26 protein-coding genes are annotated in these 22,756 nt (G+C 57.7%); 12 read left to right on the forward strand and 14 right to left on the reverse strand.

What is annotated here, in order from left to right; genetic code table 11:
* Nucleotides 1–85 precede the first annotated feature (85 nt).
* Nucleotides 86–1,885: an ABC transporter family substrate-binding protein gene (locus ACFFFR_RS03230; RefSeq protein WP_377458087.1), complete on the reverse strand. Its 1,800-nt coding sequence runs from the start codon at nucleotides 1,883–1,885 to the stop codon at nucleotides 86–88.
* A 211-nt stretch (nucleotides 1,886–2,096) separates the two neighbouring features.
* Nucleotides 2,097–2,456 (reverse strand): hypothetical protein, encoded by a 360-nt coding sequence (locus ACFFFR_RS03235; RefSeq protein WP_377458088.1) that lies wholly within the window; start codon nucleotides 2,454–2,456, stop codon nucleotides 2,097–2,099.
* Between the two features lie 71 nt (nucleotides 2,457–2,527).
* Here ACFFFR_RS03235 and ACFFFR_RS03240 point away from each other — a divergent pair, with 71 nt between their 5' ends.
* The 4 genes from ACFFFR_RS03240 to ACFFFR_RS03255 all read left to right on the forward strand — a co-directional run bounded on the left by ACFFFR_RS03240 (nucleotide 2,528) and on the right by ACFFFR_RS03255 (nucleotide 5,374).
* Nucleotides 2,528–2,842: a DMT family transporter gene (locus ACFFFR_RS03240; RefSeq protein WP_377458089.1), complete on the forward strand. Its 315-nt coding sequence runs from the start codon at nucleotides 2,528–2,530 to the stop codon at nucleotides 2,840–2,842.
* A 178-nt stretch (nucleotides 2,843–3,020) separates the two neighbouring features.
* Complete coding sequence (locus ACFFFR_RS03245) at nucleotides 3,021–4,253, forward strand: TsoY family (seleno)protein (RefSeq protein WP_377458090.1); 1,233 nt, start codon at nucleotides 3,021–3,023, stop codon at nucleotides 4,251–4,253.
* A gap of 52 nt (nucleotides 4,254–4,305) precedes the next feature.
* Nucleotides 4,306–4,536, forward strand: a complete 231-nt coding sequence (locus ACFFFR_RS03250) for an amphi-Trp domain-containing protein (RefSeq protein WP_377458091.1) — start codon at nucleotides 4,306–4,308, stop codon at nucleotides 4,534–4,536.
* 193 nt (nucleotides 4,537–4,729) lie between these two features.
* Entirely contained in the window at nucleotides 4,730–5,374 is a 645-nt protein-coding gene (locus tag ACFFFR_RS03255; RefSeq protein WP_377458092.1) for a hypothetical protein, read from the forward strand.
* Here the strand turns inward: ACFFFR_RS03255 and ACFFFR_RS03260 are convergent.
* Both ACFFFR_RS03260 and ACFFFR_RS03265 read right to left on the reverse strand, forming a co-directional pair.
* A complete protein-coding gene (locus ACFFFR_RS03260) occupies nucleotides 5,363–5,707 on the reverse strand; it encodes a DsrE family protein (protein WP_377458093.1) in 345 nt (114 codons plus the stop codon). The genes ACFFFR_RS03255 and ACFFFR_RS03260 overlap by 12 nt on opposite strands.
* A gap of 13 nt (nucleotides 5,708–5,720) precedes the next feature.
* Nucleotides 5,721–7,370, reverse strand: a complete 1,650-nt coding sequence (locus ACFFFR_RS03265) for a thiamine pyrophosphate-binding protein (RefSeq protein ID WP_377458094.1) — start codon at nucleotides 7,368–7,370, stop codon at nucleotides 5,721–5,723.
* A 272-nt stretch (nucleotides 7,371–7,642) separates the two neighbouring features.
* On the opposite strand from ACFFFR_RS03265, the gene ACFFFR_RS03270 reads away from it, so the two are divergent.
* On the forward strand, nucleotides 7,643–9,187 hold the full coding sequence (locus tag ACFFFR_RS03270) for a helicase HerA-like domain-containing protein (protein ID WP_377458095.1): 1,545 nt from the start codon (nucleotides 7,643–7,645) through the stop codon (nucleotides 9,185–9,187).
* Here ACFFFR_RS03270 and ACFFFR_RS03275 read toward each other — a convergent pair.
* From ACFFFR_RS03275 to ACFFFR_RS03290, 4 genes are read right to left on the reverse strand one after another with little or no spacing between them, the layout of a single operon-like run.
* Complete coding sequence (locus ACFFFR_RS03275; protein WP_377458096.1) at nucleotides 9,184–9,651, reverse strand: SRPBCC family protein; 468 nt, start codon at nucleotides 9,649–9,651, stop codon at nucleotides 9,184–9,186. The two genes, ACFFFR_RS03270 and ACFFFR_RS03275, sit on opposite strands and share 4 nt — an antisense overlap.
* Entirely contained in the window at nucleotides 9,651–10,037 is a 387-nt protein-coding gene (locus ACFFFR_RS03280) for a YchJ family protein (RefSeq protein WP_377458097.1), read from the reverse strand. The genes ACFFFR_RS03275 and ACFFFR_RS03280 overlap by 1 nt, the downstream gene beginning before the upstream one ends.
* Nucleotides 10,034–10,597 carry a GNAT family N-acetyltransferase gene (locus ACFFFR_RS03285; RefSeq protein ID WP_377458098.1) on the reverse strand — a complete coding sequence of 188 codons (564 nt, stop codon included), beginning with the start codon at nucleotides 10,595–10,597 and terminating at the stop codon, nucleotides 10,034–10,036. Before ACFFFR_RS03285 ends, ACFFFR_RS03280 begins: the two co-directional genes overlap by 4 nt.
* Entirely contained in the window at nucleotides 10,598–11,434 is an 837-nt protein-coding gene (locus ACFFFR_RS03290) for a uracil-DNA glycosylase (RefSeq protein WP_377458099.1), read from the reverse strand. It lies immediately after the preceding gene.
* A 23-nt stretch (nucleotides 11,435–11,457) separates the two neighbouring features.
* Between ACFFFR_RS03290 and ACFFFR_RS03295 the strand changes: the two genes are divergently transcribed.
* Nucleotides 11,458–11,955: a GNAT family N-acetyltransferase gene (locus tag ACFFFR_RS03295; RefSeq protein ID WP_377458100.1), complete on the forward strand. Its 498-nt coding sequence runs from the start codon at nucleotides 11,458–11,460 to the stop codon at nucleotides 11,953–11,955.
* Nucleotides 11,952–12,251 carry a 4a-hydroxytetrahydrobiopterin dehydratase gene (locus ACFFFR_RS03300; protein ID WP_377458101.1) on the forward strand — a complete coding sequence of 100 codons (300 nt, stop codon included), beginning with the start codon at nucleotides 11,952–11,954 and terminating at the stop codon, nucleotides 12,249–12,251. Before ACFFFR_RS03295 ends, ACFFFR_RS03300 begins: the two co-directional genes overlap by 4 nt.
* Here ACFFFR_RS03300 and ACFFFR_RS03305 read toward each other — a convergent pair.
* Nucleotides 12,233–12,679 (reverse strand): OsmC family protein, encoded by a 447-nt coding sequence (locus ACFFFR_RS03305; protein ID WP_377458102.1) that lies wholly within the window; start codon nucleotides 12,677–12,679, stop codon nucleotides 12,233–12,235. The genes ACFFFR_RS03300 and ACFFFR_RS03305 overlap by 19 nt on opposite strands.
* Nucleotides 12,680–12,766: 87 nt before the next feature.
* Here ACFFFR_RS03305 and ACFFFR_RS03310 point away from each other — a divergent pair, with 87 nt between their 5' ends.
* On the forward strand, nucleotides 12,767–13,741 hold the full coding sequence (locus tag ACFFFR_RS03310) for a DUF808 domain-containing protein (RefSeq protein ID WP_377458103.1): 975 nt from the start codon (nucleotides 12,767–12,769) through the stop codon (nucleotides 13,739–13,741).
* A gap of 14 nt (nucleotides 13,742–13,755) precedes the next feature.
* On the opposite strand, the gene ACFFFR_RS03315 is transcribed toward ACFFFR_RS03310, so the two are convergent.
* A complete protein-coding gene (locus tag ACFFFR_RS03315) occupies nucleotides 13,756–14,130 on the reverse strand; it encodes a PH domain-containing protein (RefSeq protein WP_377458104.1) in 375 nt (124 codons plus the stop codon).
* 55 nt (nucleotides 14,131–14,185) lie between these two features.
* On the opposite strand from ACFFFR_RS03315, the gene ACFFFR_RS03320 reads away from it, so the two are divergent.
* Both ACFFFR_RS03320 and ACFFFR_RS03325 read left to right on the forward strand, forming a co-directional pair.
* On the forward strand, nucleotides 14,186–14,917 hold the full coding sequence (locus ACFFFR_RS03320; RefSeq protein WP_377458105.1) for a Type 1 glutamine amidotransferase-like domain-containing protein: 732 nt from the start codon (nucleotides 14,186–14,188) through the stop codon (nucleotides 14,915–14,917).
* Between the two features lie 40 nt (nucleotides 14,918–14,957).
* Nucleotides 14,958–15,359, forward strand: a complete 402-nt coding sequence (locus tag ACFFFR_RS03325; RefSeq protein WP_377458106.1) for a cupin domain-containing protein — start codon at nucleotides 14,958–14,960, stop codon at nucleotides 15,357–15,359.
* Here the strand turns inward: ACFFFR_RS03325 and ACFFFR_RS03330 are convergent.
* Genes ACFFFR_RS03330 through ACFFFR_RS03345 form a run of 4 tightly spaced genes read right to left on the reverse strand, consistent with a single transcriptional unit; the run spans nucleotide 15,356 to nucleotide 17,564 of the window.
* Nucleotides 15,356–16,171: an alpha/beta fold hydrolase gene (locus ACFFFR_RS03330; protein WP_377458107.1), complete on the reverse strand. Its 816-nt coding sequence runs from the start codon at nucleotides 16,169–16,171 to the stop codon at nucleotides 15,356–15,358. The two genes, ACFFFR_RS03325 and ACFFFR_RS03330, sit on opposite strands and share 4 nt — an antisense overlap.
* 30 nt (nucleotides 16,172–16,201) lie before the next feature.
* The gene (locus tag ACFFFR_RS03335) at nucleotides 16,202–16,690 is read right to left on the reverse strand and encodes a YfbM family protein (protein WP_377458108.1); all 489 of its coding nucleotides are present in this window, start codon (nucleotides 16,688–16,690) and stop codon (nucleotides 16,202–16,204) included.
* Nucleotides 16,691–16,725: 35 nt separating this feature from the next.
* A complete protein-coding gene (locus ACFFFR_RS03340) occupies nucleotides 16,726–17,079 on the reverse strand; it encodes a zinc ribbon domain-containing protein YjdM (RefSeq protein WP_377458109.1) in 354 nt (117 codons plus the stop codon).
* A 59-nt stretch (nucleotides 17,080–17,138) separates the two neighbouring features.
* Entirely contained in the window at nucleotides 17,139–17,564 is a 426-nt protein-coding gene (locus tag ACFFFR_RS03345; RefSeq protein ID WP_377458110.1) for a pyrimidine dimer DNA glycosylase/endonuclease V, read from the reverse strand.
* A gap of 217 nt (nucleotides 17,565–17,781) precedes the next feature.
* Here ACFFFR_RS03345 and ACFFFR_RS03350 point away from each other — a divergent pair, with 217 nt between their 5' ends.
* Nucleotides 17,782–22,080 (forward strand): SpaA isopeptide-forming pilin-related protein, encoded by a 4,299-nt coding sequence (locus tag ACFFFR_RS03350; protein WP_377458111.1) that lies wholly within the window; start codon nucleotides 17,782–17,784, stop codon nucleotides 22,078–22,080.
* A 134-nt stretch (nucleotides 22,081–22,214) separates the two neighbouring features.
* Nucleotides 22,215–22,598 (forward strand): nuclear transport factor 2 family protein, encoded by a 384-nt coding sequence (locus ACFFFR_RS03355; RefSeq protein WP_377458112.1) that lies wholly within the window; start codon nucleotides 22,215–22,217, stop codon nucleotides 22,596–22,598.
* Nucleotides 22,599–22,756 lie beyond the last annotated feature (158 nt).

The raw sequence follows: 22,756 nt of genomic DNA on the forward strand, positions 1-22,756 counted from the left end.
GCTACGGGTGGGATAGACGCTGTTGGAGTCTATCCCACCCGTGGACCGATTATTCACTGATGGTTATCAATGATTGCGTGAGATTTTACTCAGCGCGCTGCCACTGTTCCATGTTCCAGAACAGCTGGTTCTGCGTCGAGGTTGGACGCACGTTCAGCAGGTTGGAGTTGGAAGCGGCAACACTTGGGTGTGCGTACAGCGGAATGCCGTGCAGGTCATCCCAGAGGTGCTTCTCGATGATGGCGCGCTGTTCCTTGTGCACTTCTTCATCCAAGGTTCCGGACATGGTGTCCCAAGCCTTGTCGACTTCCTCGTTGGAGTAGCCGTTGAAGTTCTGCTGACCCTTACCGTCGGCTTGGGTCTGGTAAATGTTGGCACCGGAGACGATCTGACCGGAGCCAGCCCATGCGAAGAGAGCCACCTCGTAGTCGCCCTTCTCCTGTTCGCCACCTGGCTGGAAGAAGGTTGCGCTACCGGCGTCTTCAATTTCGAAACCGGCCTCGTCACAGGAAGCCTTGATGGCAGCTACCGTGTCGGTACGGCGTGGGTTCGGGGAGCTGTAGGCCAAGCGAACCTTGGTGCCGACGGCATCCTGTTCCTCGAGGATCTTCTTGGCTTCTTCGATGTTCACTTCATCGTACTGACCGTCGTAGCTCTGCTCGACCAGCTCATCGTAGCCTTCCTGGAAAGGCAGGATTTCACGAGCATTAGCTACCACTGCATCTGGGTTCAGTGGCTTGATCAGGGAGTCGACAATGCCCTGACGTGGAACACACATGGCGAAAGCCTTGCGCAGTTCCAGGTTGTCAGCGAATGGGCCATTGGCGTGGTTGAAGTCCAAGTGCTCCCAGGTCAGCTGGTCGAACTGGTGGACAATCATGTCGTCCAAGCCCTGGAGCTGATCCAAGGTGTCCTTGGTTGGGTGGGCCTGGACGGCGTCGAGGTCACCGTTGCGCAGCGCCTGAACGTGGGCGTCATCTTCAACGAAGCGGAAGACGATCTGCTTGATGCCTGGCTTGGTGCCCCAGTAGTTTTCGTTTGCTTCAAGTGTGAGCGACTGACCGGCGTCCCAGCTCTTCAGCTTGTAGGGACCGGAGGACGGGATGAGCTCTTCATCTGGCAGGGTACCTGGCTTGGTGTTCCAGCCGGTGTTCCAGAATTTGGCCGCATCCTTGAGCTTGTCAGCGTCTTCGGCCTTAATGGCCTCAACCAGCTCTTCAACGCTCATGTCGGATTCTTTAGCGACAACGTGGGCTGGCATGATGCCGGAGACTTGCAGGCGCCAGTCAGGGTTTGGCTCCTTGAAAGTCATGGTGACTTCCTTGCCGTTCACGTCGCCTTCAGGAGCCTGCTCAACGAACTCACCCCACGTGGTGGAGACAGAGTTGAACAGTGGCTTGTCACCATCGGTAATGCGTGGGTTCTGGAAACCCCAGGAGAAGATGATGTCAGCTGCGGTGATATCGGTGCCGTCAGACCACTTGGCATCTTCATTGATGGTGTACTTAACCTTCAGCGGATCCTCGGACTCGACCTCAAAGGTGCCGAATTCTTCGTTGTTGTAGATCTCACCGTCGGTACCGAAGTACACGAAGCCCGACAGGACACGGTCCATAGGGGTGGTGGTGTAGGTGTTGTAGGTCTGGGGAGTCATAGCGTTGTAGCTAGAGAACTCGGTGCTACCAACGGTCACGTAGACGGTGCCGTCTTGGGTTTCTACATCACCTAGGTCAGCCAGACCGGAGTTGGTTGGCTCGACACTGAACTTCTGACCTTCTGCGGCCTTTTCTGGTGGTGGGGCGTCTCCGCCTGGGGCACACGAGCTCAAGAGCAAGGCGCCGGAGGCTGCCACTGCTAGAGCGGCTGATAAGCGACGGTACTTCAAAGCACTCTCTCCTTTGGTACGAGGTATGTAATGCACTCTGCACTGGATTCTTTGCTGCCCTGAAGCAGCCTCCCCCATTACGTGTGAGTATCACCACAGGTTTAAAAAGAATATCGCGCATCACGCATGAAACAAGAGTAAAACACTTGTTTCACAGTTGTTAAGCTCAGATTGTTATCGCTTCGAGACATTTCGGATCAAAATGTGCGCTCTAGCGAACAATTTTGTGATCGCTGACATAGTGCGCTGCGGCTGCCGCGGCGGCGGTTACCCCCAGAACGGACGGCCACGGCCCTACTTTCTTGGCCAGAGGATGGGAAAGACCAAATGCGCCCAAATACCCCAAAGTCAGGGCAGTTGCGTCAGCAGCGCCGCCACGGGCATACCAGCTTCGGGCCGCGAGCGCCCCGGCTGCGGCCAACACCACCCCACCCAAGGGGCGGACTTTCGTGACGCGGGCAGTTAACCAGCCACCAATCAGACCGGTGGCCACAATGGGCGCAGTTGCTAGGGTGGAGGCGGCTGGCAAAGCTTCGCGGGCATCTGCAATGAGTTTTTCTAGTTCAGTCATATCCTCAGTGTAGAAATTCGAACCCGTGAAGTCAGCGGCACAACCACTTTTACAACCTAAAGGAGCACCCCTTGGCTTGGGTCGTACTAATTCTGTCTGGGCTCTTTGAAGCGGTCTGGGCGATCGCTTTGGCCAAATCTGAAGGTTTTACCCGGCTCTATCCATCCCTCGTGTTCTTCGGCGCCCTGGCAATTAGCATGGGTGGGCTGGCTTGGGCCATGCGCGACCTTCCGGCTGGCAGCTCGTATGCCATCTGGGTTGCCGTCGGTGCGGCCGGGGCCGTGATCTACTCCATGGCTACCGGCATGGAGTCTTTTTCGCTCACGAAAGTTCTTCTACTTCTTGTGCTGATCGGCAGCGTCATTGGACTGAAGTTCGCGAACTAACTGCCTCACCAAGACGGACCCTTAGAAAGAGCGGCGCTCCACACCAGATGGAGTTGCCGCTTTTTCAGCCCATTTCATATACCCCCATGGGTATTTGACTTCATGAAGCCTTAGCCCTACCATGGTTCACTAGATACCCCTAGGGGTATATGAGTGATAGTGAATCGAAAGTAGCGAAATGATCAAAAACCTTGGTGAGAAGTACTCGCCCCTGTATTTCCTCGCATCCCTCGGGTTTGGCGGCATGGGTGTCTTCTTCTTCATGTACTTCATGTTCCTGACTCCGCATCCGGACACCGCGATGCCGACGTTTAATTCCATTTCCACGGCGTTTGCCTCCGGCTCCACCGGAATGCAGACCACGATTGTGATTGCCTACATCGGCATGATTGCCATGATCGCGACGCATTTCGCCCTGCTGGCATGGAACTTCCGCGAATTTAATATCTGGAAGAAGACCCCGGCCTATGACAAGCTGCGCAATTCGAACGCAGCGGTGACCTTACTGGCGATCCCGCTAACCCTTGGGATGAGCGTGAACGGCCTCTTCGTCCTCAGCGCCACGTTGATTCCGAATCTCTGGAACGTCATTGAGTACGCGTTCCCATTCGCCCTGCTCGCGTTTACCTTGATTGGGCTTCTGGCTGTGAAGTACCTGTGGGATCACCTCTCCCGTGTCTTCTCCGGGAAATTCAGTTTTGAAGCCAACGGTGGCCTGAACCAGATTCTGGCTGCCTTCGCTTTTGCCATGGTCGCAGTCGGGTTCGCCGCATCAGCCGCCATGAGTGAACAAACCTGGACGATTCTGGCCGGCATGATCGGCTCGATCCTGTTCGCCATCACCGCTGTGCTGCTCTGGCTCATGTTTTTCACGATGGGCGTCTACTCCATGCTCAAGCACGGACTGGCCGTGGCCAACTCCGCAACCTTGTGGCTCACCGTACCCATCTTGACCCTCTTGGGCATCATGGTGGTCCGCGACAGCCACGGCGTGCAGACCTTCCAATCCTTGGCAGGTAACCCGGCTCCGGCTGGCCCAGGCGCAACCATGGGTCTGATGATCTTCCTGACGGTTGCCATCCTGATGCAAGTGGTCTTCTTGGTTATGGGACATCTGGCCATGCGCAAAAACGGCTTCTATAAGGAATTCGTGTTCTCCCGCAATCAGCAGTCGCCAAATGCTTTCACGCTGGTCTGCCCGGGAGTGGCCTTCGGTGTCCTTGGCTTCTTCTGGATCCACGCAGGTCTGGTCAACAATGGCATCATCGAACGCTACTCCGCAGGCTACTTCGTGTTGGTCGCCATCATGATTGCGGTCCAGGTTGCCACCTTGGCGCTCATGGCCGTCTTGGTGAAAAACCAGTTGCGTCCTGCTCTGGCAACGGAGAAGTCGGCCGTCGTCTCTGCCTAAGGTTCCACTAGAATAGAGGTACCAGCACACCCCCAGTGAAAAGAGGATTGTGATGGCACGAGAAGACGTTCTCTTGAAGGCAAAAGAACGGTACAGCCGCGAACAATTGGCAGATTTCTTGACCGGTTTGGCAGAACAGATTCGTTCTGGCGAACTCACCTTCGTTCAAGGTGCGGACACGACCGAGGTCGTTGTCCCAGAAAATGTGCGCGTTGATATCGAGCTCGTAGATGAGCTCAAGCGCCGTGGCACCAAACGCGAACTCGAAGTCGAGATCTCCTAGTACGAGGGCGAGGACGGCCCAGCGCCGACCGATAGCCCCTTGAAACTCGGCTGATAACTACCTCAACCTCAAAGCTTGGCCCCGGTGAAACAACGGAAAGTTTCACCGGGGCCAAGCTCGTCTCTAGGATGAATCCTACGAGGTCAAAAATCCGCTGATCGATTCGAGTCGCACCCCACGATCAAGGAGCGCTATGCCACTACCCCACTTCTACGCGCGTCCCTCATGGCGTCTAGCCGGACAGGTCATCGCCGATGCCTTTGTCGTGGCGTGGATCTTACTTTGCTGGGCCGGTGCCGGAATTGTCACCACGAGCATCAAGGCGATCGCTACGCCGAGCGCCATTGCCGAGACTCGGCTGGGTGAGCTCAAGAAGACACTGCAGGACAGCGCTGAAAAAATCGGTGAAGTCCCGCTCGTTGGTGATTCGCTCAGCACCCCACTGGCAGACATCGGCACCGAAGTGGCCACCTTACAAGCCGGAGCTCACGACCAAGTCGAGGCCATTGAGCAAGCCGCGACCACCATAGGCTGGCTGATCTTTCTCTTGCCCGTCATCACCGTCATACTTTTGTGGTTGCCGTGGCGATTGCGATTCATCCGGTCCGCCCAGCAACTTGCCAAACTCAACGCCTCCGCCGAATCCAGGGACCTGCTGGCATTACGTGCTTTGAGTACCGCCCCGTTGAAACGGTTGCGGCACATTTCGGATCAGCCCTTGGCCGATTGGCGGGCGGGCAATGCCGAGGTCATCGATGCTCTAGCCGAGCTCGAACTGCATCGGCACGGGATGTCGGCGCGCCGACGGCAGACGGAACAGGATCGGCTAGACCGGTAGGTAGGCCCAACCATCCCACTGGCGTTGGGCGATATGGGCGACTCCGGCCGGTACGGTCTCGACAACTTCTAACAGATCTGCTGCGTTGACCTCATGGCTGGCCAGAGCATTCTCGCAGGCCAAGATCTTCACCGTTTCGAGCTTGGAAAGGTATTCCAACAGTTTTTCCGCCCACTCGGTATCCCGCTGCAAGCCGAGTACTGATCCACCTTGGCACACGATTTCCACGGGAATATCGGGCAGTTGCTGGAGTAGGTTTCTAGCCGACTTGGTGGCAGACAAGATTGACTGCTCGTCAGCGGAGCGGAGCTGAAAAACGACTGAGTTCGTCATAGCCGCCAGCCTACTATTTCTTAATCGTCAGTTCGACAATCTCTTCAATGTATGGTGCAACCACGGTCCGTGAAATGCGCAGGTCCACAATCAGCGTGCCGCGAGCGCCTTCCTCAACCCACGATTGGACGTGGTCAAGATCAGCCATGGTGTTCACCACGACGCCTTGTGCTCCGAATCCGTCCGCGAGTTTCGCAAAGTCAATCTGATCAATATTCATGATCGTCTCGTCAAGACCTTGGGAGCCGTACTGATGAATCTCAGCCCCGTAAGCGGCGTCATTGAAGACCAGCACCACGGCGCTGTCTGCTAGTCGCACCACCGAGTCAAGATCTGGCAGACCCATGAGCCCGCCACCATCACCGGTGACCAAAATGGAAGTCACTCCTGGACGAGCACGCAGTGCACCTAGCGCCGACGGGAAACCAAGCCCGATGGACTGGAACTGGGTTCCGACCAGCAGCAACGAATCGGTCTGGGGCAAGTCGAAATAGTAGGCCGCCCAACCGATGAAGTGTCCACCATCAGAGATGACTTGGCGATCCTGCGGGAGGATCTCATTAAGTCGGACCATGGCGCTGCGTGGATCGAGACGACCATCTGGAGCACTACCGGTCCCCTGTTCGCGCTCGAAGGTAATTCGAGAGTCCCGGGCCACTTCCCCGTCACTGTCCCACCGCTCACCTGTGTGCGCCGGAACTTGTTCACGTACGGCACTCAACAAGGCGGGGACGGCCTGCTCAGCTTCGGCGCTCAAGAAGTGCTGAACCAGTGGACTGGTTGGTTCGGATAAGCGATCGATCTGGAGCAGTGTGACGGTGTCATTGAACTGCGTGGTGAAAGCGGTGGTGAATTGATTCAACCCTGCGCCCACGACCAAGACGACGTCTGCCGACTTGATCAGCGCGGAACTCGCTTCCGAGGCGAACCCACCAACAACCCCTAAATCATATGGGCGGCCTGAGAAAATACCGCGTGCCGGAGCCGTCGCTACACTCAAGGCGCCCAAGTGATCGGCAAGCTCGCCGAGTTCAGTTGCGACTGCTCGGGCACCCCGACCGGCGAGGATCAGCGGACGCTTCGCTTGGCTCAGTGGCTGCAGAAATTCTTGGATGTGCGCTGAGCTGATGTCCGTGGATTCTGGTTCTTCAGCAACAAACTCCGGCTCATTCTCCGGGGCCGGGGCAGCGCCAAGATCATGCGGGATGAAAAGAACCACCGGCAACGATTCTTCTTCCGCCATGGCGAATGCCCGGTGGGTGCTTCGGCTCGGGTCCTCGGCGGTGAGCGTGATGGTCCGCGCCCCGACGGTTTCAGCCAACACCGCCTGATCGATGTCCCATGGGCGCGGTCCGGCGCTGGGCTGGCTACCGACAACGAAGACCAACGGAGTACCAGACATGGCGGCTTCAGCCAGGCTCGTCAGCGCATTAGTGTAGCCCGGGCCATAGGTGGTCGTGGCAACCGCGATTTTGCGGCTGGCACGGTAATACGCGTCGGCGGAGGCGACCGTTGCGGTTTCGTGCCGCACAGCTGTGACCGTGACTCGACCGGCCCGCAGCAATGCATCGCTAAAGTAGGCGTTACCGTTGCCCATCAAGGCGAAAACTTCAGTGGTATATTCAGCAACAACGTCGGCGACGACTGCAGATATGGTCTTCATGTTGAGTTTGCCTCCTTGGACAGATCCACTCACCCAGAACCGTGAGCTCCGTGAAACCTAATGTCTCACAAAATAGCCGCTTAGTGACATCATTTTCTTCAAGAAGTAGTTTTTGCCGACATTCTGCACACCACATCGCATCGTGAGAGACAAGTATGCGGCTGGGGTGCCTCCCGCGGAGATCTAGGGACAGCTGGATGTGCGCTTGCGGGCCAATAGTCTGCTCCACGCTGATCAATCGATTGCAATCATCCTTGTGCCAGAATGGCTGCATGAAGCTCAGTGCGGCAACCGTAGACGCCATCAAGTCTGGCTATGATTTCCCCGACCCAGTGATCAACGTAGGTGCTTTGCTCAACGATCAACAGGCAGACTCGTCTGCACCGATCCGGATTCCGCTCAACATGTTCAACCGGCATGGCCTGATTGCTGGCGCGACAGGCACCGGCAAGACTGTCACGCTCCAAGTGTTGGCCGAACAACTATCGGCGGCTGGAGTTCCTGTTTTCGCTGCGGACATCAAGGGGGACCTCACCGGGTTGGCTCAAGCCGGGCAACCGCACGAGAAGATCTCTGCGCGCGCGGACGCGATCGGCCAAGACTGGGCTGGCCAAGCCGCTCCGGTAGAAGCGCTGAGTTTGGGCGGTTTCGGAACCGGGATTCCCATTCGCGCTTCAGTCACCTCGTTCGGTCCGCTCCTGCTGGCGAAAGTTCTTGAACTCAATCAGACTCAGGAATCCGTTCTCGCCCTGCTGTTCCATTACGCAGATAGCAACGGACTGGCACTGCTAGACCTGACTGACGTGAAAGCACTACTCAGCTTCTTGGACAGTCCTGAAGGTAAGGCCCAGCTGAAGTCGATTGGCGGTATTTCTTCTGCTTCCGTGGGTGTGATCTTGCGAAAGATCGCAGCGCTTGAAGCGCAAGGTGCCGACGCGTTTTTCGGGGAACCAGAGTTCGAGACCGCGGATCTACTCCGCTTGGACGAATCCGGGAAGGGCATCATTAGCCTGTTGGAACTGCCGGCATTGCAGCAACGCCCGGCGTTGTTCTCGACCTTCATGATGTGGCTTCTGGCAGACCTATTCCAAGAGCTTCCCGAAGTCGGAGATACCGACAAGCCTCGGCTCGTGTTTTTCTTTGATGAAGCGCATCTTTTGTTCAAGAACGCGTCTGCGGCGTTCTTGGATTCGGTAGTCCAAACGGTGCGGCTGATTCGGTCAAAGGGTGTCGGTATTTTCTTCGTCACCCAGTCGCCCAAGGACGTCCCGGGTGATGTGCTCGCGCAGTTGGGCTCTCGTGTCCAACACCAGTTGCGCGCCCACACTCCCAATGACGCCAAGGCATTGAAAGCTGCGGTGCAAACCTACCCCACCACAGACTTCGACCTTGCCGAAGTATTGACTTCACTCGGAACTGGCGAAGCTGTTGTTACAGTCCTCGATCCCGACGGGTCCCCGACTCCGGTGGCTCCCACGTTGATGCGCGCTCCGGTTTCTCGTATCGGTAATCTCGAGGCTTCGCTCCTTGAGGAACTGGTTGCCGGCTCATCGCTGCGCAGCAAATATGCGGTCCCGATCGATCGCGAGTCAGCCCGCGAGATCTTGGAGCGGCGAGCCGCTGAAACGACGCAGTCCGAGCGAAGCGATCCAACGCCGCCGCCATATGACCCTCCTGCGCGGCGGGCGCCTAGGAATCAGCCTAAGCCCGAGCCCACGGTGCTTGACCAAGTACTGGGCTCGTCCGCTTTCAAACAGTTCACAAGGACGGCAGCCCGAGAAATCGCTCGCACTATTTTTGGCACTCGTCGCCGCTAGCGACCCGAACCTGCTAGCGTCTCGGCTAGATCAGCCAGGCGAGCCAAGGAGCCAGCTAGTTGCTCTGTGCCCGTCGCGGCGGCGCGGCGTTGGCGGCGCTCATCGTTTGCAGGAAGTTGTGAATAGTCGTAGCTGTGACGCACCAAGGTCGCATCGGCACCCGCTGGTTCTAGTTCCCAGCGCCACAGATGCCCGATTGGCTCCGAACCTGGTTCGGCAGGGCGCCACGCAATCAATTGGTTCTCGATGAATTCGCATACGTGGTTCTCCCGAACCCCGCCGGTGGTCAAGGTCATGGCGAACACGTCGCCAACGTGCTGTACCCGCTGTTGCCCCGCGGCACGTGCGAGGTTCTCGTTCCCATCCCACCGTGGTTGTTGGGCAGGGTCGGCAATGAGTTCAAAGATGAGATCTGCAGGCGCCTGAATCATGCGCTCTGCGCTGACGATTTTCTGTTCATTCATCAAAAGGCCTCCTCGTACATCCAGCGGCCGGCACGCTTGGAGAATCGTGAGCGTTCCCGCAGCACCTGTTCGCGTCCATCCTCTGTATAGCTGGCTTCGAACTCCACGACTCCGACGCTGTCCTGTTCTTGTCCTGCTTCCACGTTGAGGATCGTCAAACCCGTCCACACCGTGTTTGGGTCGATGCCAAAATGTGCTGGTCGAAAGCGGGGATGCCAGGTCCGGAACAGATGATCCTCATTGTTCGTGACGAACGCGCTGTACCGCGAGCGCATCAGCGCCTCAGCGGTGCGGGGCCATTGCTCCGCTTCCAAGGCAGGACCGCAACATTCGCGCACCGGGGCACCCGGGGGTACACCGCCACAAAAGCATTCGTTCTGCTTCACTCCGACTCTCCTGAAATCTCTGTGCCTTGCAGGCGAACGGGGGTCCTTGGTTGCGGTGTTGGGTCCGATGCCAATCGTGCAGCGATGGTGACATCAATCCGTTCCCCATCAATGAGGAACTTCTCCCGTTCGGTGCCTTCAACGATGAAGCCCGCCCGTTCGGCGACCTGGCCCGAAGCAGGGTTATTGGTCCGGTACCCGAGTTCTAGGCGATACCAACCACCGTCTGTGAGAGCCCAATTACACAGCGCTGTTACCGCAGCTGTTGTGAAGCCTTTTCCGCGCGCGTGTTCAGCGGCCCAATAGAAGACCCAGCCGTTTAGGTTTTCGCATTTACCCATGACGGCCACACAGCCAGCTAGTTCACCGTCCACCTCGAGGGCCATCACCGCATTTGATGCATCGCAGCGAGCGTACTTGACCAACCAGTCCTGCAAATCGGTGATCGACGCAATGGGCGGGAATTGTCGAGCAAGATCGGGTTGGTTTTGGTAGATCTCATGCAGTTGAGGCAGGTCATGAACCTGCCAAGGACGGAGTAAGAGGTCAGCGTCACTCATCTAGTAGAATCTAGCAAAAATCTCATCCAACATTGTCTCAGTCAACCGCCCCGTAAACGTGTTGTGCTGCGAGACGTGATAGCACCCAACCAGAGTCACCGGTTCACGCTGCTGCGGGTACATCACAACTTGCAGGCCGTGACCGAACTTGGGTCGGGGCTTGGGTATCTCCCACCCTAGGCGGGCTCCAGCAGCCAGTACTGCCTGCCATGCGAACCCACCCAACGCCACGATGCCAGTAGCATGCTCGGCTAGCTGCAATTCTCGATCAAACCACGCGGAACAGGTGTGCTTTTCGGTTGTTGTGGGTTTGTTGTCCGGTGGCGCACAGTGCACCGGTGAAATGCAGCGCGCCCCGGTAAGCGTCAGCCCATCCAACGCATTGTTAGATTCGGCTTGGCTGGCAAAACCTGCTCGGTGCAAGGCGGCAAAGAGCCAGTCCCCGGAGCGATCTCCGGTGAACATTCGCCCGGTCCGATTCCCGCCGTGCGCTGCCGGAGCCAGACCCACTACTAGTAGGTACGGTTCTGGGTCACCGAAGGATGGGACCGGCCTGCCCCAATAAGGCTCACCCGCGAAGGCGGCCCGTTTTTCTACCGCGACTTTTTCCCGCCACCGAACTAATCGTGGGCATGCCCGGCATACAGAAATCTCTGCGGCTAGCTGCTCTGTAGTTTCACTTGCTGCGGCGAGACGCCGCACCTGCGCAGGACCCCGAGCCGCCGGAGTTTCGAGACTTGCTGGGTCACTTGGCCACCCAGTTCCCGGGCTCACGGGTGAAGCAAAGAGCTCACCGGTGACGGGGTGTGGCAGAAGCTGATCCGCTGCGTCGTCCATGGGCTCAGGCTACAGTAAAGGTTATGAAGAACACATCCCCACCCGGCGCCCGCCCTCTTGGTTTCGGCCTGAATGGCTTTACCGTCAGTCGTGCTTTGGCGACGGACGTTCCGGCCATCGTGAACCTTCTTGCCGACGACTATTTGGGGGTCGCCCGTGAAGACGGGGACCTAACGGTTTACGAGCGGGCCTTCGAGCTCCTTGACCCAGATCCGCGTCATTTCTTGGCCGTGGTCAAAGACAGCGTGGGCACAGTGGTGGGAACCATGCACCTGATGTTGCTGCCCCACCTATCGCGTTCGGGCACTACTCGACTGCAGATCGAGGCGGTTCGCGTCGGCAAACCGGTACGCGGCATGGGTGTTGGTGCCGCCATGATTGAGTGGGCGCACGCGTGGGGTAAGGAAAACGGTGCAGGCATGGCGCAGCTCACCTCAGACAAAACGCGGGCGGACGCGCTGCGGTTTTATTCGCGGTTGGGTTACACGGCCTCTCACGAGGGGATGAAGAAACAGCTATGAATGATCATCCCGATCAGCGCCCACCGGCGGGGTGGGAACAACAAGACCAAGCGCTCGTGGCGGTTTTCACACCAGTGAGCTTTACTGTCGGGGCTGACTTTGTCCGGCAGATCGCCGAAGTGGCTGACGAGATCAACCACCATCCCGAGCTCACGTTGGAGTACGGCAAGCTAACCGTACGCTTGTTCAGCCACGATGCCGATAACACGGTGACGAAACGGGACATTCGGCTCGCTCACCGCATTGAAGATTTGGCTGAGCAGGCCGGAATACCGCGCTATTCAGCGGAGTCTTGATCCTGATTCACCACGGTGAAATCGACCTGGGTCTGGTGCTCAACAGTACGGGCGACCGTGCAGTGTTTGTCATGAGATAGCTGGACCACCCGCTGAATCATATCGGCCGCTTTCTGGCCGGCCTCGTCGTGCGGGAATTCAATGTCGAATTCAAGGCGGACGGCCGACAGGCGGCTGGCCCCATCTTCGTTGACCCGATCGCCTTCAGCTTTCACCACGAACTTGGTGGCCTCACTACGACGAGCTGTGACCACGTCAACATCGATCGATGAGCAACCGGCGATTGCGGCAAGTAGCACCTCTACCGGGGAAAGCAATCCTTCTCCACGCCCGAATTCGATCTTGGCACCGGCTTCGTTGGTCGCGACGTAGTGGTTTTCCGCCAGCCGTGTCATCTCAATGCCGTATGTATGTTCAATTTCACTCATACGACCATGATGCCACCAATCGATAATCATCTGGCTTAGAATCAGACTGAATATTGCTCACCACTTGACCAATCAAAGGATGCGCCCATGAGCGGCCTCATTGCCCTGCTAGATGATATTGCTGCGCTCGTGAAACTGACGGCAGCATCCGTGGATGACATTGCTGCAGGCGCGGCCCGGGCCAGTGTGAAAGCGGCCGGTGTTGTGGTTGACGATGCTGCCGTGACGCCACAGTATGTGCACGGCATTGACCCCCGCCGGGAATTGCCGATCATCCGCAAGATCGCGGTGGGTTCGCTGCGAAACAAGCTGCTGTTCATCCTGCCGGTTGCCTTGGTGCTCAGCGAGTTCATGCCGTGGCTGTTGACACCGATCCTCATGATCGGCGGCACCTATTTATGCTTCGAAGGCGCCGAAAAGATCTGGGCGAAACTGACCGGCCATCACGCAGAATCTGATCTTCCGGTGGTCGAACAATCCGAAGAGGCCGAGAAAAAGCTCGTCCGGGGCGCGATCACCACCGATTTCATTCTCTCCGCGGAGATCATGGTCATCGCACTGAACGAGGTTGCCGACCAGACGCTGCTGGTGCGCACCGGGATCCTGATCGTCGTGGGAATCGGTATTACCCTGCTGGTCTACGGAGTAGTCGGGTTGATCGTCAAGATGGATGACATCGGTCTCGCCCTCACCAAACGCAAGGGCACCGGGGTGCAACGTGTTGGCGCACTCCTAGTCGAAGGGATGCCCAAGCTGCTGACGTTCCTGTCCGTGGTTGGTACGTTCGCCATGATCTGGGTCGGTGGCCACATCCTGCTGGTGGGCACCGGCGAGATCGGAATCCCACTCATCTACGACTGGGTCCACGGACTCGAAACGGCTGCTGCCGCCGCCACCGGAGCGCTCGGAGGGTTCATCGGCTGGCTGGTCAACACCTTCATCTCCCTCATCTTGGGATTCATCTGGGGAAGTCTCGTGGTATGGGTGGTTCACCTCTTCGCCAAACGCAAGAAGAATCGTTCAGCCACCAACGATGAGTCGGCGCTGACCGAAAGTAGCTGAGCCGGTGCCTGCGTTTAGCCGTTGAGGACCACGTGGGCGATGAGCTGGTCGAGTTTCCGGATGTCTACGCCTTTGCCGATCTTGATTTTCACGTGACCGGCACGGGTCCACAGTTCTAGCTCAGCGTTGAGGTCGAGCTTGCCGGCGTTCTCTGAGGACCACATGTTGATCGCCGAGTACGGTAGCGAATACATTTCGACCTTCTTGCCGGTCAAACCTTGGGCGTCCCGAACAATGAGCCGCTTGTTCGTGAAGACAGCGGAATCACGGTACGTCTTGTAGGCCGCAATCGGTTGCTCCCCTGCGACCAAGAGTGGTCCCACATCCTCCGGTATGGGCGCTTCTTCGATAAAAGTCCACGCGGTGAGGGCCGTGAGTTCAGTTGACATATTCTGCTCCTGTCGATGCTCGACGCTGCTGGTGTTTGACCCTAGTCTAGGAGCTATGGGAGCTACATCGCAGGCACAATCGGGACACTTCGTCTTGCTCGGCGGTGGCGGGTTCTCCATGAACCCCACTGCGACAGCGCTTGACCGGTATCTGCTGTCCCTGACCGGGAAAGAGAATCCCAAGGTGTGTTTTGTCCCGACGGCCGGCGGCGACAACCCTGAGTATGTGAGCCGTTTCGAACAGGCCTACGCCGACCTTGCCCAGACTCATGTGTTCACCCTCTTCGGTAACGAGTACCCCATCGGGCAGGCTCAGGACTTACTCGGCCATGACCTGATATTCGTTGGTGGTGGTTCCACCGTGAACCTGCTGGCTCTGTGGCGTGCACACAAGGTTCCGGACGCGCTGCACCAAGCTCAACGTTCGGGAACGATTTTGGCCGGTGTTAGTGCCGGTGCGAACTGCTGGGCGGCTGCCTCCTCCACTGACTCTTTCGGCACCCTGGCTCCGTTGCAGGATGGTCTGGGTTGGCTGCCCTTTAGCGTGTGCCCGCATTATCGGGGCGAGGCTGGGCGTCGCGAGCACTTTCATCACTGGGTTGGGACAGGAGAGCTGCCCGACGGGTACGGCATCGATGACGGGGTTGGTATGCACTTCATCGGCGAGCGTTTGGAAGAAGTCGTCACCGAGGTCCCCAACAACAGCGCTTTTCAGGTCAGCCGCCAGCCCGGCGGCAGCAATGAAAAACGGCTCCCTGCAACTGTGCTCCCGGACCCAGAACAATGACCTTGAAACCTACTAGGACCACACAGGGAAGGCACTTTCAGTGGCAGATCTACAATTTCGGCTTGACGAGGACCCCGAATCGCGGGGCCACCTGCTGAACACTTTCGACGTTCTCCAAGTGGCTCCCCCGCCTCGGGACCGCGCGATGCCGTCCATATCCCGACTTTTTGAAGGGGACGGCGCAAACCTGATTGCTATTACTTTCGTGGCTGGGCAGGTGTTGGCCGATCACCGGGCGGCTCATCCCATCACGGTCCAGGCGATCTGCGGTGAGGTCCGGTTCATGGTCGCTGACCGGGTTGAAACGTTGACACCGGGCGTGGTGGTTCACCTGCCGGAAATGGTGGTTCACCGGTTGGAGTCTGTCCAGGACTCAGTGGTGTTGTTGACCATGTTGACCGGGGAACGGCACCAAGACCTCTCGGTTCCAGGCGAGGACTAGCGGGAGAAGAAGTAACGCAGCGTTGCGATGGTCTCGTCAGCCTGTTCCGAGTGGATCCAGTGTCCGGCCTCTTTGAAGGTCATTCGGTGTGTTCGCGGGAATAACGCGCGCATCGCCGGCACGTCTTCGTCCGTGACATAGTCAGAGCGTCCCCCGCCGATCCACAGGACCGGTCCCTCGAATTGTTCGGTAAGGCCTTCCGGGAACGCCATGATCGTTTCCAGTTCGCGGTAGAGCAGATCGAGGTTCGGTTCCCAACGGAAACCGTTTGGTTCATACCTCAGGTTTTGCAGCAAGAAGCCGCGCACCGTGGGATGGTCGATCTTGTCTTTGAGCTGCTCGTCTGCGTCGGAGCGCCGTTCGATCGTCGACAGATCTAATCCGGTCAACGATCCCAACAGATGTTGGAACTCACCGCGGCCGGAGGTTGCTGTCGTGGGTGAAATATCAAGGACGACGAGTTTGTGGACCAGCTCGGGGTGGCGTAGAGCTAGCAGCATCGCGACCTTGCCGCCCATGGAGTGCCCGACTACGTTCACGGGGCCGTCTGCCGCGAATGACTTCTGCAGTTCTGCTGCGACCATGTCTGCAAGTTCGAGATAATCGAACTTTTCCGTCCAGTCCGATTGCCCGTGGTTTGGCAGATCGACAAGCAGGGATTGCGCTTCTGGGGTCAGTCCGGCAGCGATGCGGCTGAAGTTCTTGCCGCGGCCGAAGAGTCCGTGCAGGAAGACAACTTTGTAGTCGGCGTCATCGTCCCCGACCGTTTCTGTGTGGATCGAAAAGTTCTCTAGAGCAGTCACACGCCCCATCTTACCGATCGGGGCTTGACCGCTGCCTTTCTAGGTGATGGCCATGACGACAGCTTGCCTGTTGCGGGCGGCAGCTGCGTAGAACTTTCGCAGTTGTTGCGCGTACGGCAACAGGTACGTTTCGAAGATGTCTTCTTCATCCCAGAGGTCCGGGTAGAGCGGACTGTTGCTCATCTGTTCTGGGTTGAAGCGCTGCTGCAGTTCTTGGTCGGTGAGCCTCTGGAGCGCGGCGTTGACATCTTGGACACGGTCAGGCCACAGGAGTGCAGGCTGGCCGTAGCCGGCATCGATCTCTAGGAGTTCGCCGGCTTCCCAGCCGTAGATGGCCAGGGATTCTGCGGTGTCGGTGGGTCCTGCTGAGCCGGTGAGTAGCCAGTGGATGCCCTGCCATGCTTTGTCCAGATCAATGGCATGCTCGGAGTGGTCTTCTTCAATGAAGGAGAAGTACGCCTCAGGGTCGATCAGCAGCTCCCGGGCTTGCGCCTCAGAGAGTCGATTAGCCGTCCAGATCATGCCCATGTCGGTCAGTATAACCGGGGCTTGTGGGCGAGAGACTAACTCTTTCGTACGACTGAGGATTTCAGGTACATTTGGCCGACTCCGGGGATCCGAGCATCGATATCGTGTCCGTTGACGGGCACGTCCAAGATACGAATATTGCGGACCTTGGTCCCGATCTTGAGGCTATCCCCGCCCTTAACTTTCAGCGACTTCACGATCGTGACGTCATCCCCGTCGCGCAGCTCGTTCCCGACGGAATCTTTGGTGACCTCTGTCTCTTGTTCTTCCGCTGGGGCGGTTTCGGCGGGATTCCATTCGTGTCCGCACATCGGGCAGACCAACATGTTGCCCGACTCGTACGCGTACTCGCTGTCGCAGCTCGGGCAGGCCGGCAAATTCTGTTCCATACTGACTCAGTGTACCCATGCGCTTTTCCGCATGGGCCTTTCGCGAGTTTCGCTAGCCGTCAGGGTCTTTCCCACGAGGCGATCGGACCGGGCATGACCTGCATCATGGCATGAGCTGTAGGAGACGAACCTTGCAGTTCGGCAAAACGGCTCGGGCTACGCTGGGCCAGCTTCCCCAACAGATGGCTCCACTCGTGCATCAGTTGTCCGTCCGTCACGGCAATAATGGTGCCGTCTGGCCGGGAGTTTACCCGGCTTCTATCAAAGTGATAGTTGCGAGCGTCCGCCTCATCGGCGATTCCGTGGAGGAAGGTTCCGATCGCTTGCACTGGATCGGTACAGGCCTTGAAGCGTTCCAGTTGTGGGTGGTTACGGTAGCCCCGGGTGAGCCCTTGGAGGACCTTCTGGGCGAGTAAGGCCTCCCGCCAGACTGCCGTCAGTCCCTGACGGTCCAGCAAACTTGGGTGCAGTGACCACAGTCTCATGGCCCCAGCTTACGCCGCCCTTGCGATAGCAACGCATCAGTAATAATTGATCTTTTTCTGGCAAGACATTGAGAGATATAGATATGCTGATGCGAATGCCACCATGGGGGTGGTCTGGTAAAAATGAGGGGATCCAATGCAATTACGCATGCCGTTGGCTGCAACAGCGCTGGTCTTATCGTTGTTGGCGCCGTCTATGCCAACGCCAACAGATGGTGTGACCACACCGCCTGTCGATGACCCAGTTGTCACCCAGTCTCCAACTGCTCCAGAGCCCGGTAATGACGAGGAGCAATCGTCAGATCAGGATTCTGGCTCCGCAGACGCTACCGAAGGCTCCGAGGCGAATGAAACGGATGCCCCTCCGGCACCGCCGTCGGCGTCAGAGAAAGCTCCTGAGAAGACTGAGACGGCAACGCCCTCACCAGAGTTTTCAAAGGCTGACATCAAGTCTGAGACACCAGAGCCGTTGTCTAACCCTGACCCGACCGTGAGTGAGATTCAGGTTGGCGACGTGAAGATGTTGGTACGTCGTCTTTCCACCGGTAGCGGCCACGGCACCAGTGCCCAGTGCGCGATCAACTCGCAAAACAAGGCGCTCTTCCCAGACGGCAACTCCGCTGGGCAGCCTGCAGATGATTCTGCTGAGGACGAGTACACCTGCTGGAAAGACACGGTCCAGTACCAAATCGAGTTCAACCTCGGCCCGTCAGGCGTCGATACCGATCAAAAGATCAAGTTCAGCTTCGATGCAGTCGATCAAGGTCTGCCTGGTACGGCTCGTGAGTACAGGGCCTATGTGCTGACTAAACAGGTCAATGAGATCTGCACATCCTCTACTGACGGACTGTACGTTGCTGAAAACCGGCGAAATCTCCCCCGTGGGTTTGAGTGCGAATACACGTTTAAGCCAGGACTCAGCGGATCTTTCAAGCTGCCAGTCATTACCCTAGCGGCAGCCGACAATACCTACGCGAACCCATATATTAAGCCGACCATGAAGGTCAACGGCGCAGATTTGAGCGTACCGTCGACGACTATCGTCACCATCCCCCAGATTGACCTAGTGGCAAGGGCTGAAGGTGGCCCCCAGATTACCGTGATTGATGGTGTTCCGGGCATTTCACTGGGCTTTAGGCACTCGTTGCCAACCGTACCGTTCGAGCCGAGCGCATGGCACCCGACCAAGGGTAATCCGTACAGTTGGGTCACCAAAGAATACAACTACATGATCGGGTTCTATAAAGGTGGCAACATGGACTCCCCGGAGCCTTTGCCTGACGGCGCCAAGGTCATCCGCCATTCTTACGATCCGGTGTATGTAGACCCTGAAGGTAAACCTATTGAAACTATCTCGGCGCCTGCCGGCAGTGACGCCCGCGGCATCTGGTTGCCCATGGAGGTCTACAATGACTTGCAAGGCATTGGTGTGTGGGGCCGCATTGTTCCCCTCAACATCAGCGTCCCGAACGGTGCCTCCAACTTCAACAAGGAAGAGGCTTGGGACCCAGGTTCTGATCAGAAGTGTTCTTTCTCAACAGGTTCTCTGGGGCTGACCAACGTGCGGGATGGTGTCACCACGCCCAACAACAACTGCTATGTGAAGCAATACAAGTTCGGCGAATACACCTACGGTCTGTCCTCGAAAAAGCTCAACGGATTGGATCGAGTTACCACCTCTCCGGACAGCAAAGTTCGTGTCGAACTACATCGCGCTGAAGCACCAACTGCAAATGACAGCTACGCTTTGTGTGATGTGTGGGATTCTCCACAGCAGGAGTCACAGAAGCGTTCAGCCGGGCAAACCATTGTCCCGCATTCAGCTGATTATCCGCATAAGGTGACCGTTCGCTTCGCGAACAAGATTCACCCACTTCCGGACGATATCTGGCGAGCAGAGTATGCATATTCGCCGATTTCTGTCGCCGGTGGGTTCACCCCGCGTGGCGATCTGCTGGCTCTCAAGGATGCCGTCCAACAGCGGTGCGCGGCCACCGAGGGCTGGTCCACTGATCCCGAACAGATCGGTGTCGACAAGATCAACGCGGTGCGGTTTGTCGTGGACCAGGCCAAACTCGAGACCTTCATGAAAGCCAAAGGCCACGACGGGTTCAAGAACTTCATCCCGTCGACAGAAGTCTTGTTCTACACCAAGGCGCCCGGGATCGATCAGGTACCCGATGATGGAAGTTACACGACCGCTACGGACCATATGGCGAACGTTGACTTCCCCGCGAGCGATGGTCCTACCGGTACCTTCGTTGTTTCACGCAACATCTTCGTGAGCCGCCCCGCAAGCTCGATCTCCCTGAATAAATATGTCAGCACAGGCGGCACCTACCGTAAGGATGGCACAGAGGTCGCCGGCGGAAGAGTCCGGTACCAGCTTGATCCAACTATGACGGTCAACTACCGAGACAGCAACACGCCGAACTCCTACACGTTGACCCTTGAAGATGAGCTGCCAGCCTGCGCTGACGGGGAACCTTACGACTTCGACACCAGGCCGCTCTCGAGCCTGGGCGTGGACTACACCTCTATTTCCGACCCTGCTTACACGGCTCCACAAGGTGACCCCTGCTACGAATCGGGCCCGGAACACAAACCAGGCAAGATTACTTGGACCGTGCAGGTCGAAGGCAAGGACCCTAAGGCAGTCAGGCACTATCTGTCTTGGCGTACGTTCTACTCGGTCAACCTTATGAAGCCGATTGAGCCGAAAAAGACCCTACCGACAACGGCCACTCTGACGTTGAAGGCCAATGGCGAGACGGAAGACGATCCGATCGCGCGCTCGCTGGATAAGCAGACATCCGACAAGGTCAGTGTCTCCATCATCCCGGGGGCAGCCGAAACCGTCTCCACCAAGACTGTCCAAGACAGACTGGTTCGCACCGGTGAAGACGTCACGTGGAATGTGACGCTGTCCAACACCGGTAGCGGTGAGGCAGGTTCGGGCGACTGGATCGACGTGTTGCCGTACAACGGAGATGAGCGCGACGGACAGAAATCCAGCGCCAAACTCTCCTACGCGGAAGAAGAAGCTGCCCTGAGCAACGTGCGTTTCGGCGATGTTGTCTGGTCGGCGACCAACGAACACCTGCCAGCCCCGGAAGTTGCCAAGGTCCGGCTTGCGGTCACCACCGCTGACCCGTCCAGCATTAACCAAGATCCTCGCCATGACTCCAACCAGGACGGTGGCGACACCCAATGGTGCTGGGTGGACACAGCAGATGACCAGTGCGCCGAAGCCTTGAGCAAGGCCACCGCGCTTCGGTTCGTAACCGAGAAGATGCCAGCCTACTCGCAGGTGAAGATCCCGTTCACGGCCTCCACCAAACACATGCGTGATGGTTCCACACTCTGGAATAACCTGGGGCTGGGCCGCGTCGAAGGTCTGACACTCCCTGTACCCGCATCCAAGCCGGTACGCACCAACGTGTATGACCTGCTGATTGACGGAACCGTCTGGTACGACTCCAACAAGAACGTCACTCTCGATGACGATGAAGAACGTCTAGAAGGTGTGACCGTCGAACTTGTCGACAAGGACGAGAAAGTCGTGCGTAACACCAAGACCGATGCGCAAGGCTACTACTACTTCGGTCAGGGCCTCTCCGATGATGGCGATCATCCGGGTCTGAACAGCGATCAGCAGTTCTACCTGGAAGACGGCACCTACACGGTCCGGGTTGTCCGCGAAGATGGAGTCATCCTTGAAGAATGGGAGTACACCTTCTCCGGTAACAACGAAAAGCTAGACGGAACTTCCGAGGACCTGGTCTTGGGCCGCACCTCCAACGATGAAACCGAGTTCCCGAAGTACCGCAAGGCTGACTTCGGCCTCTACACCGACACCCACCTGACGTGGAAGAAGGTCGACCAAGACGATGCACCACTGGCCGGCGCTACCTTCGAAGTAACGGCTGATGGCATCGACCCAATCACCGTCACCGATAACGGGGAAGGCGATCTGGACCCGGCCGACGGCGTCATCAAGATCCAGGTGAGCGCAGCCGGTGAATACACCGTCCGAGAAACCGCTGCACCCGAAGGGTACAACGGCACCGAAGACAAGCTCACCGGCACCGTCAAGACCGGCGCCCCTGTCACCGAACTCGGCACGCTCGTCAACACCGTGATTCCATCGGAGACCCCGCCTGCGACTGAGACGCCATCACCGTCTGAGTCGACAAGCAAGCCTCCGACCGGTGAGCCAAGCCCGAGCGACTCGGAGTCCGCGACCGAATCACCAAGCGAATCGGAGACCCCACCGGTGACCGAATCGCCAAGCGAGTCGGCGCCGGCGGACAGTGAATCACCAACAGCTTCAAGCTCATCCGCCCCGAGTGAGTCCGTCTCCGCTCCGGCAGCGTCCCAGAGCCCAGAAGCAGGCACCTCCGAGCCGATGGCTCGAACCGGTGCCGCTGTGTTGGTCCCGATCGTACTGGCAGCCCTGCTGCTGATCAGCGGCGCACTGCTGATGCTGGCTCGCCGCCGCAGCGTCAATAGCTAGTACGCCTTAGTACCCAAGAAAAGGCTTGTTCGCAGCTCCCCACTGGGGGCGCGGACAAGCCTTTTCTCATGGCTGGCACTTGCATTGAGGGAGCGGTTGCTGGACCGCTAGGCTGGGGTCATTTAGGAGGCCCGATGAATCAGCTCGACATCAACAAGAAAACCGTCACGGACTTCTACAACCTCATGTTCAACCAGTGCAAGCCCGCAGAAGCCATCGAACGGTACGCCGGTGCGGAGTACCGGCAGCACAATCCCCATGTGGGTGACGGGAAGGCCGGGTTCATCGAATACTTTGAACGGATGGCCGCCGAGTACCCCGGCAAATCGGTCGAGTTCAAACGCGTCTTCGCTGATGGCAACCACGTCATTTTGCACTGCCATCAACGCTGGCCGGGCGACCTCGAGTACGCGGGAATCGACATTTTTCGGCTCGATGACAACGGCAAAATCCTTGAGCATTGGGATGTGTTGCAGGTACTGCCGGAAACTTCCGCAAACACCAACGGCATGTTCTGACTCCCCTACCGAGGAATCGCGAACATGCCGTTGCGTGCGTCTATGTAGTTTTAGGGCTCTTCGGAATTTCAGGTGTAGATCGGTTTTGGTGCAGAGCGTGTTGAAAGCTTAAAAAGAGTCGAGGTCTTCCGAAGATGGAAGTGACGAAACAACTCATC

The organism is Micrococcoides hystricis (assembly GCF_042434215.1).
Lineage (GTDB): Bacteria > Actinomycetota > Actinomycetes > Actinomycetales > Micrococcaceae > Micrococcoides > Micrococcoides hystricis.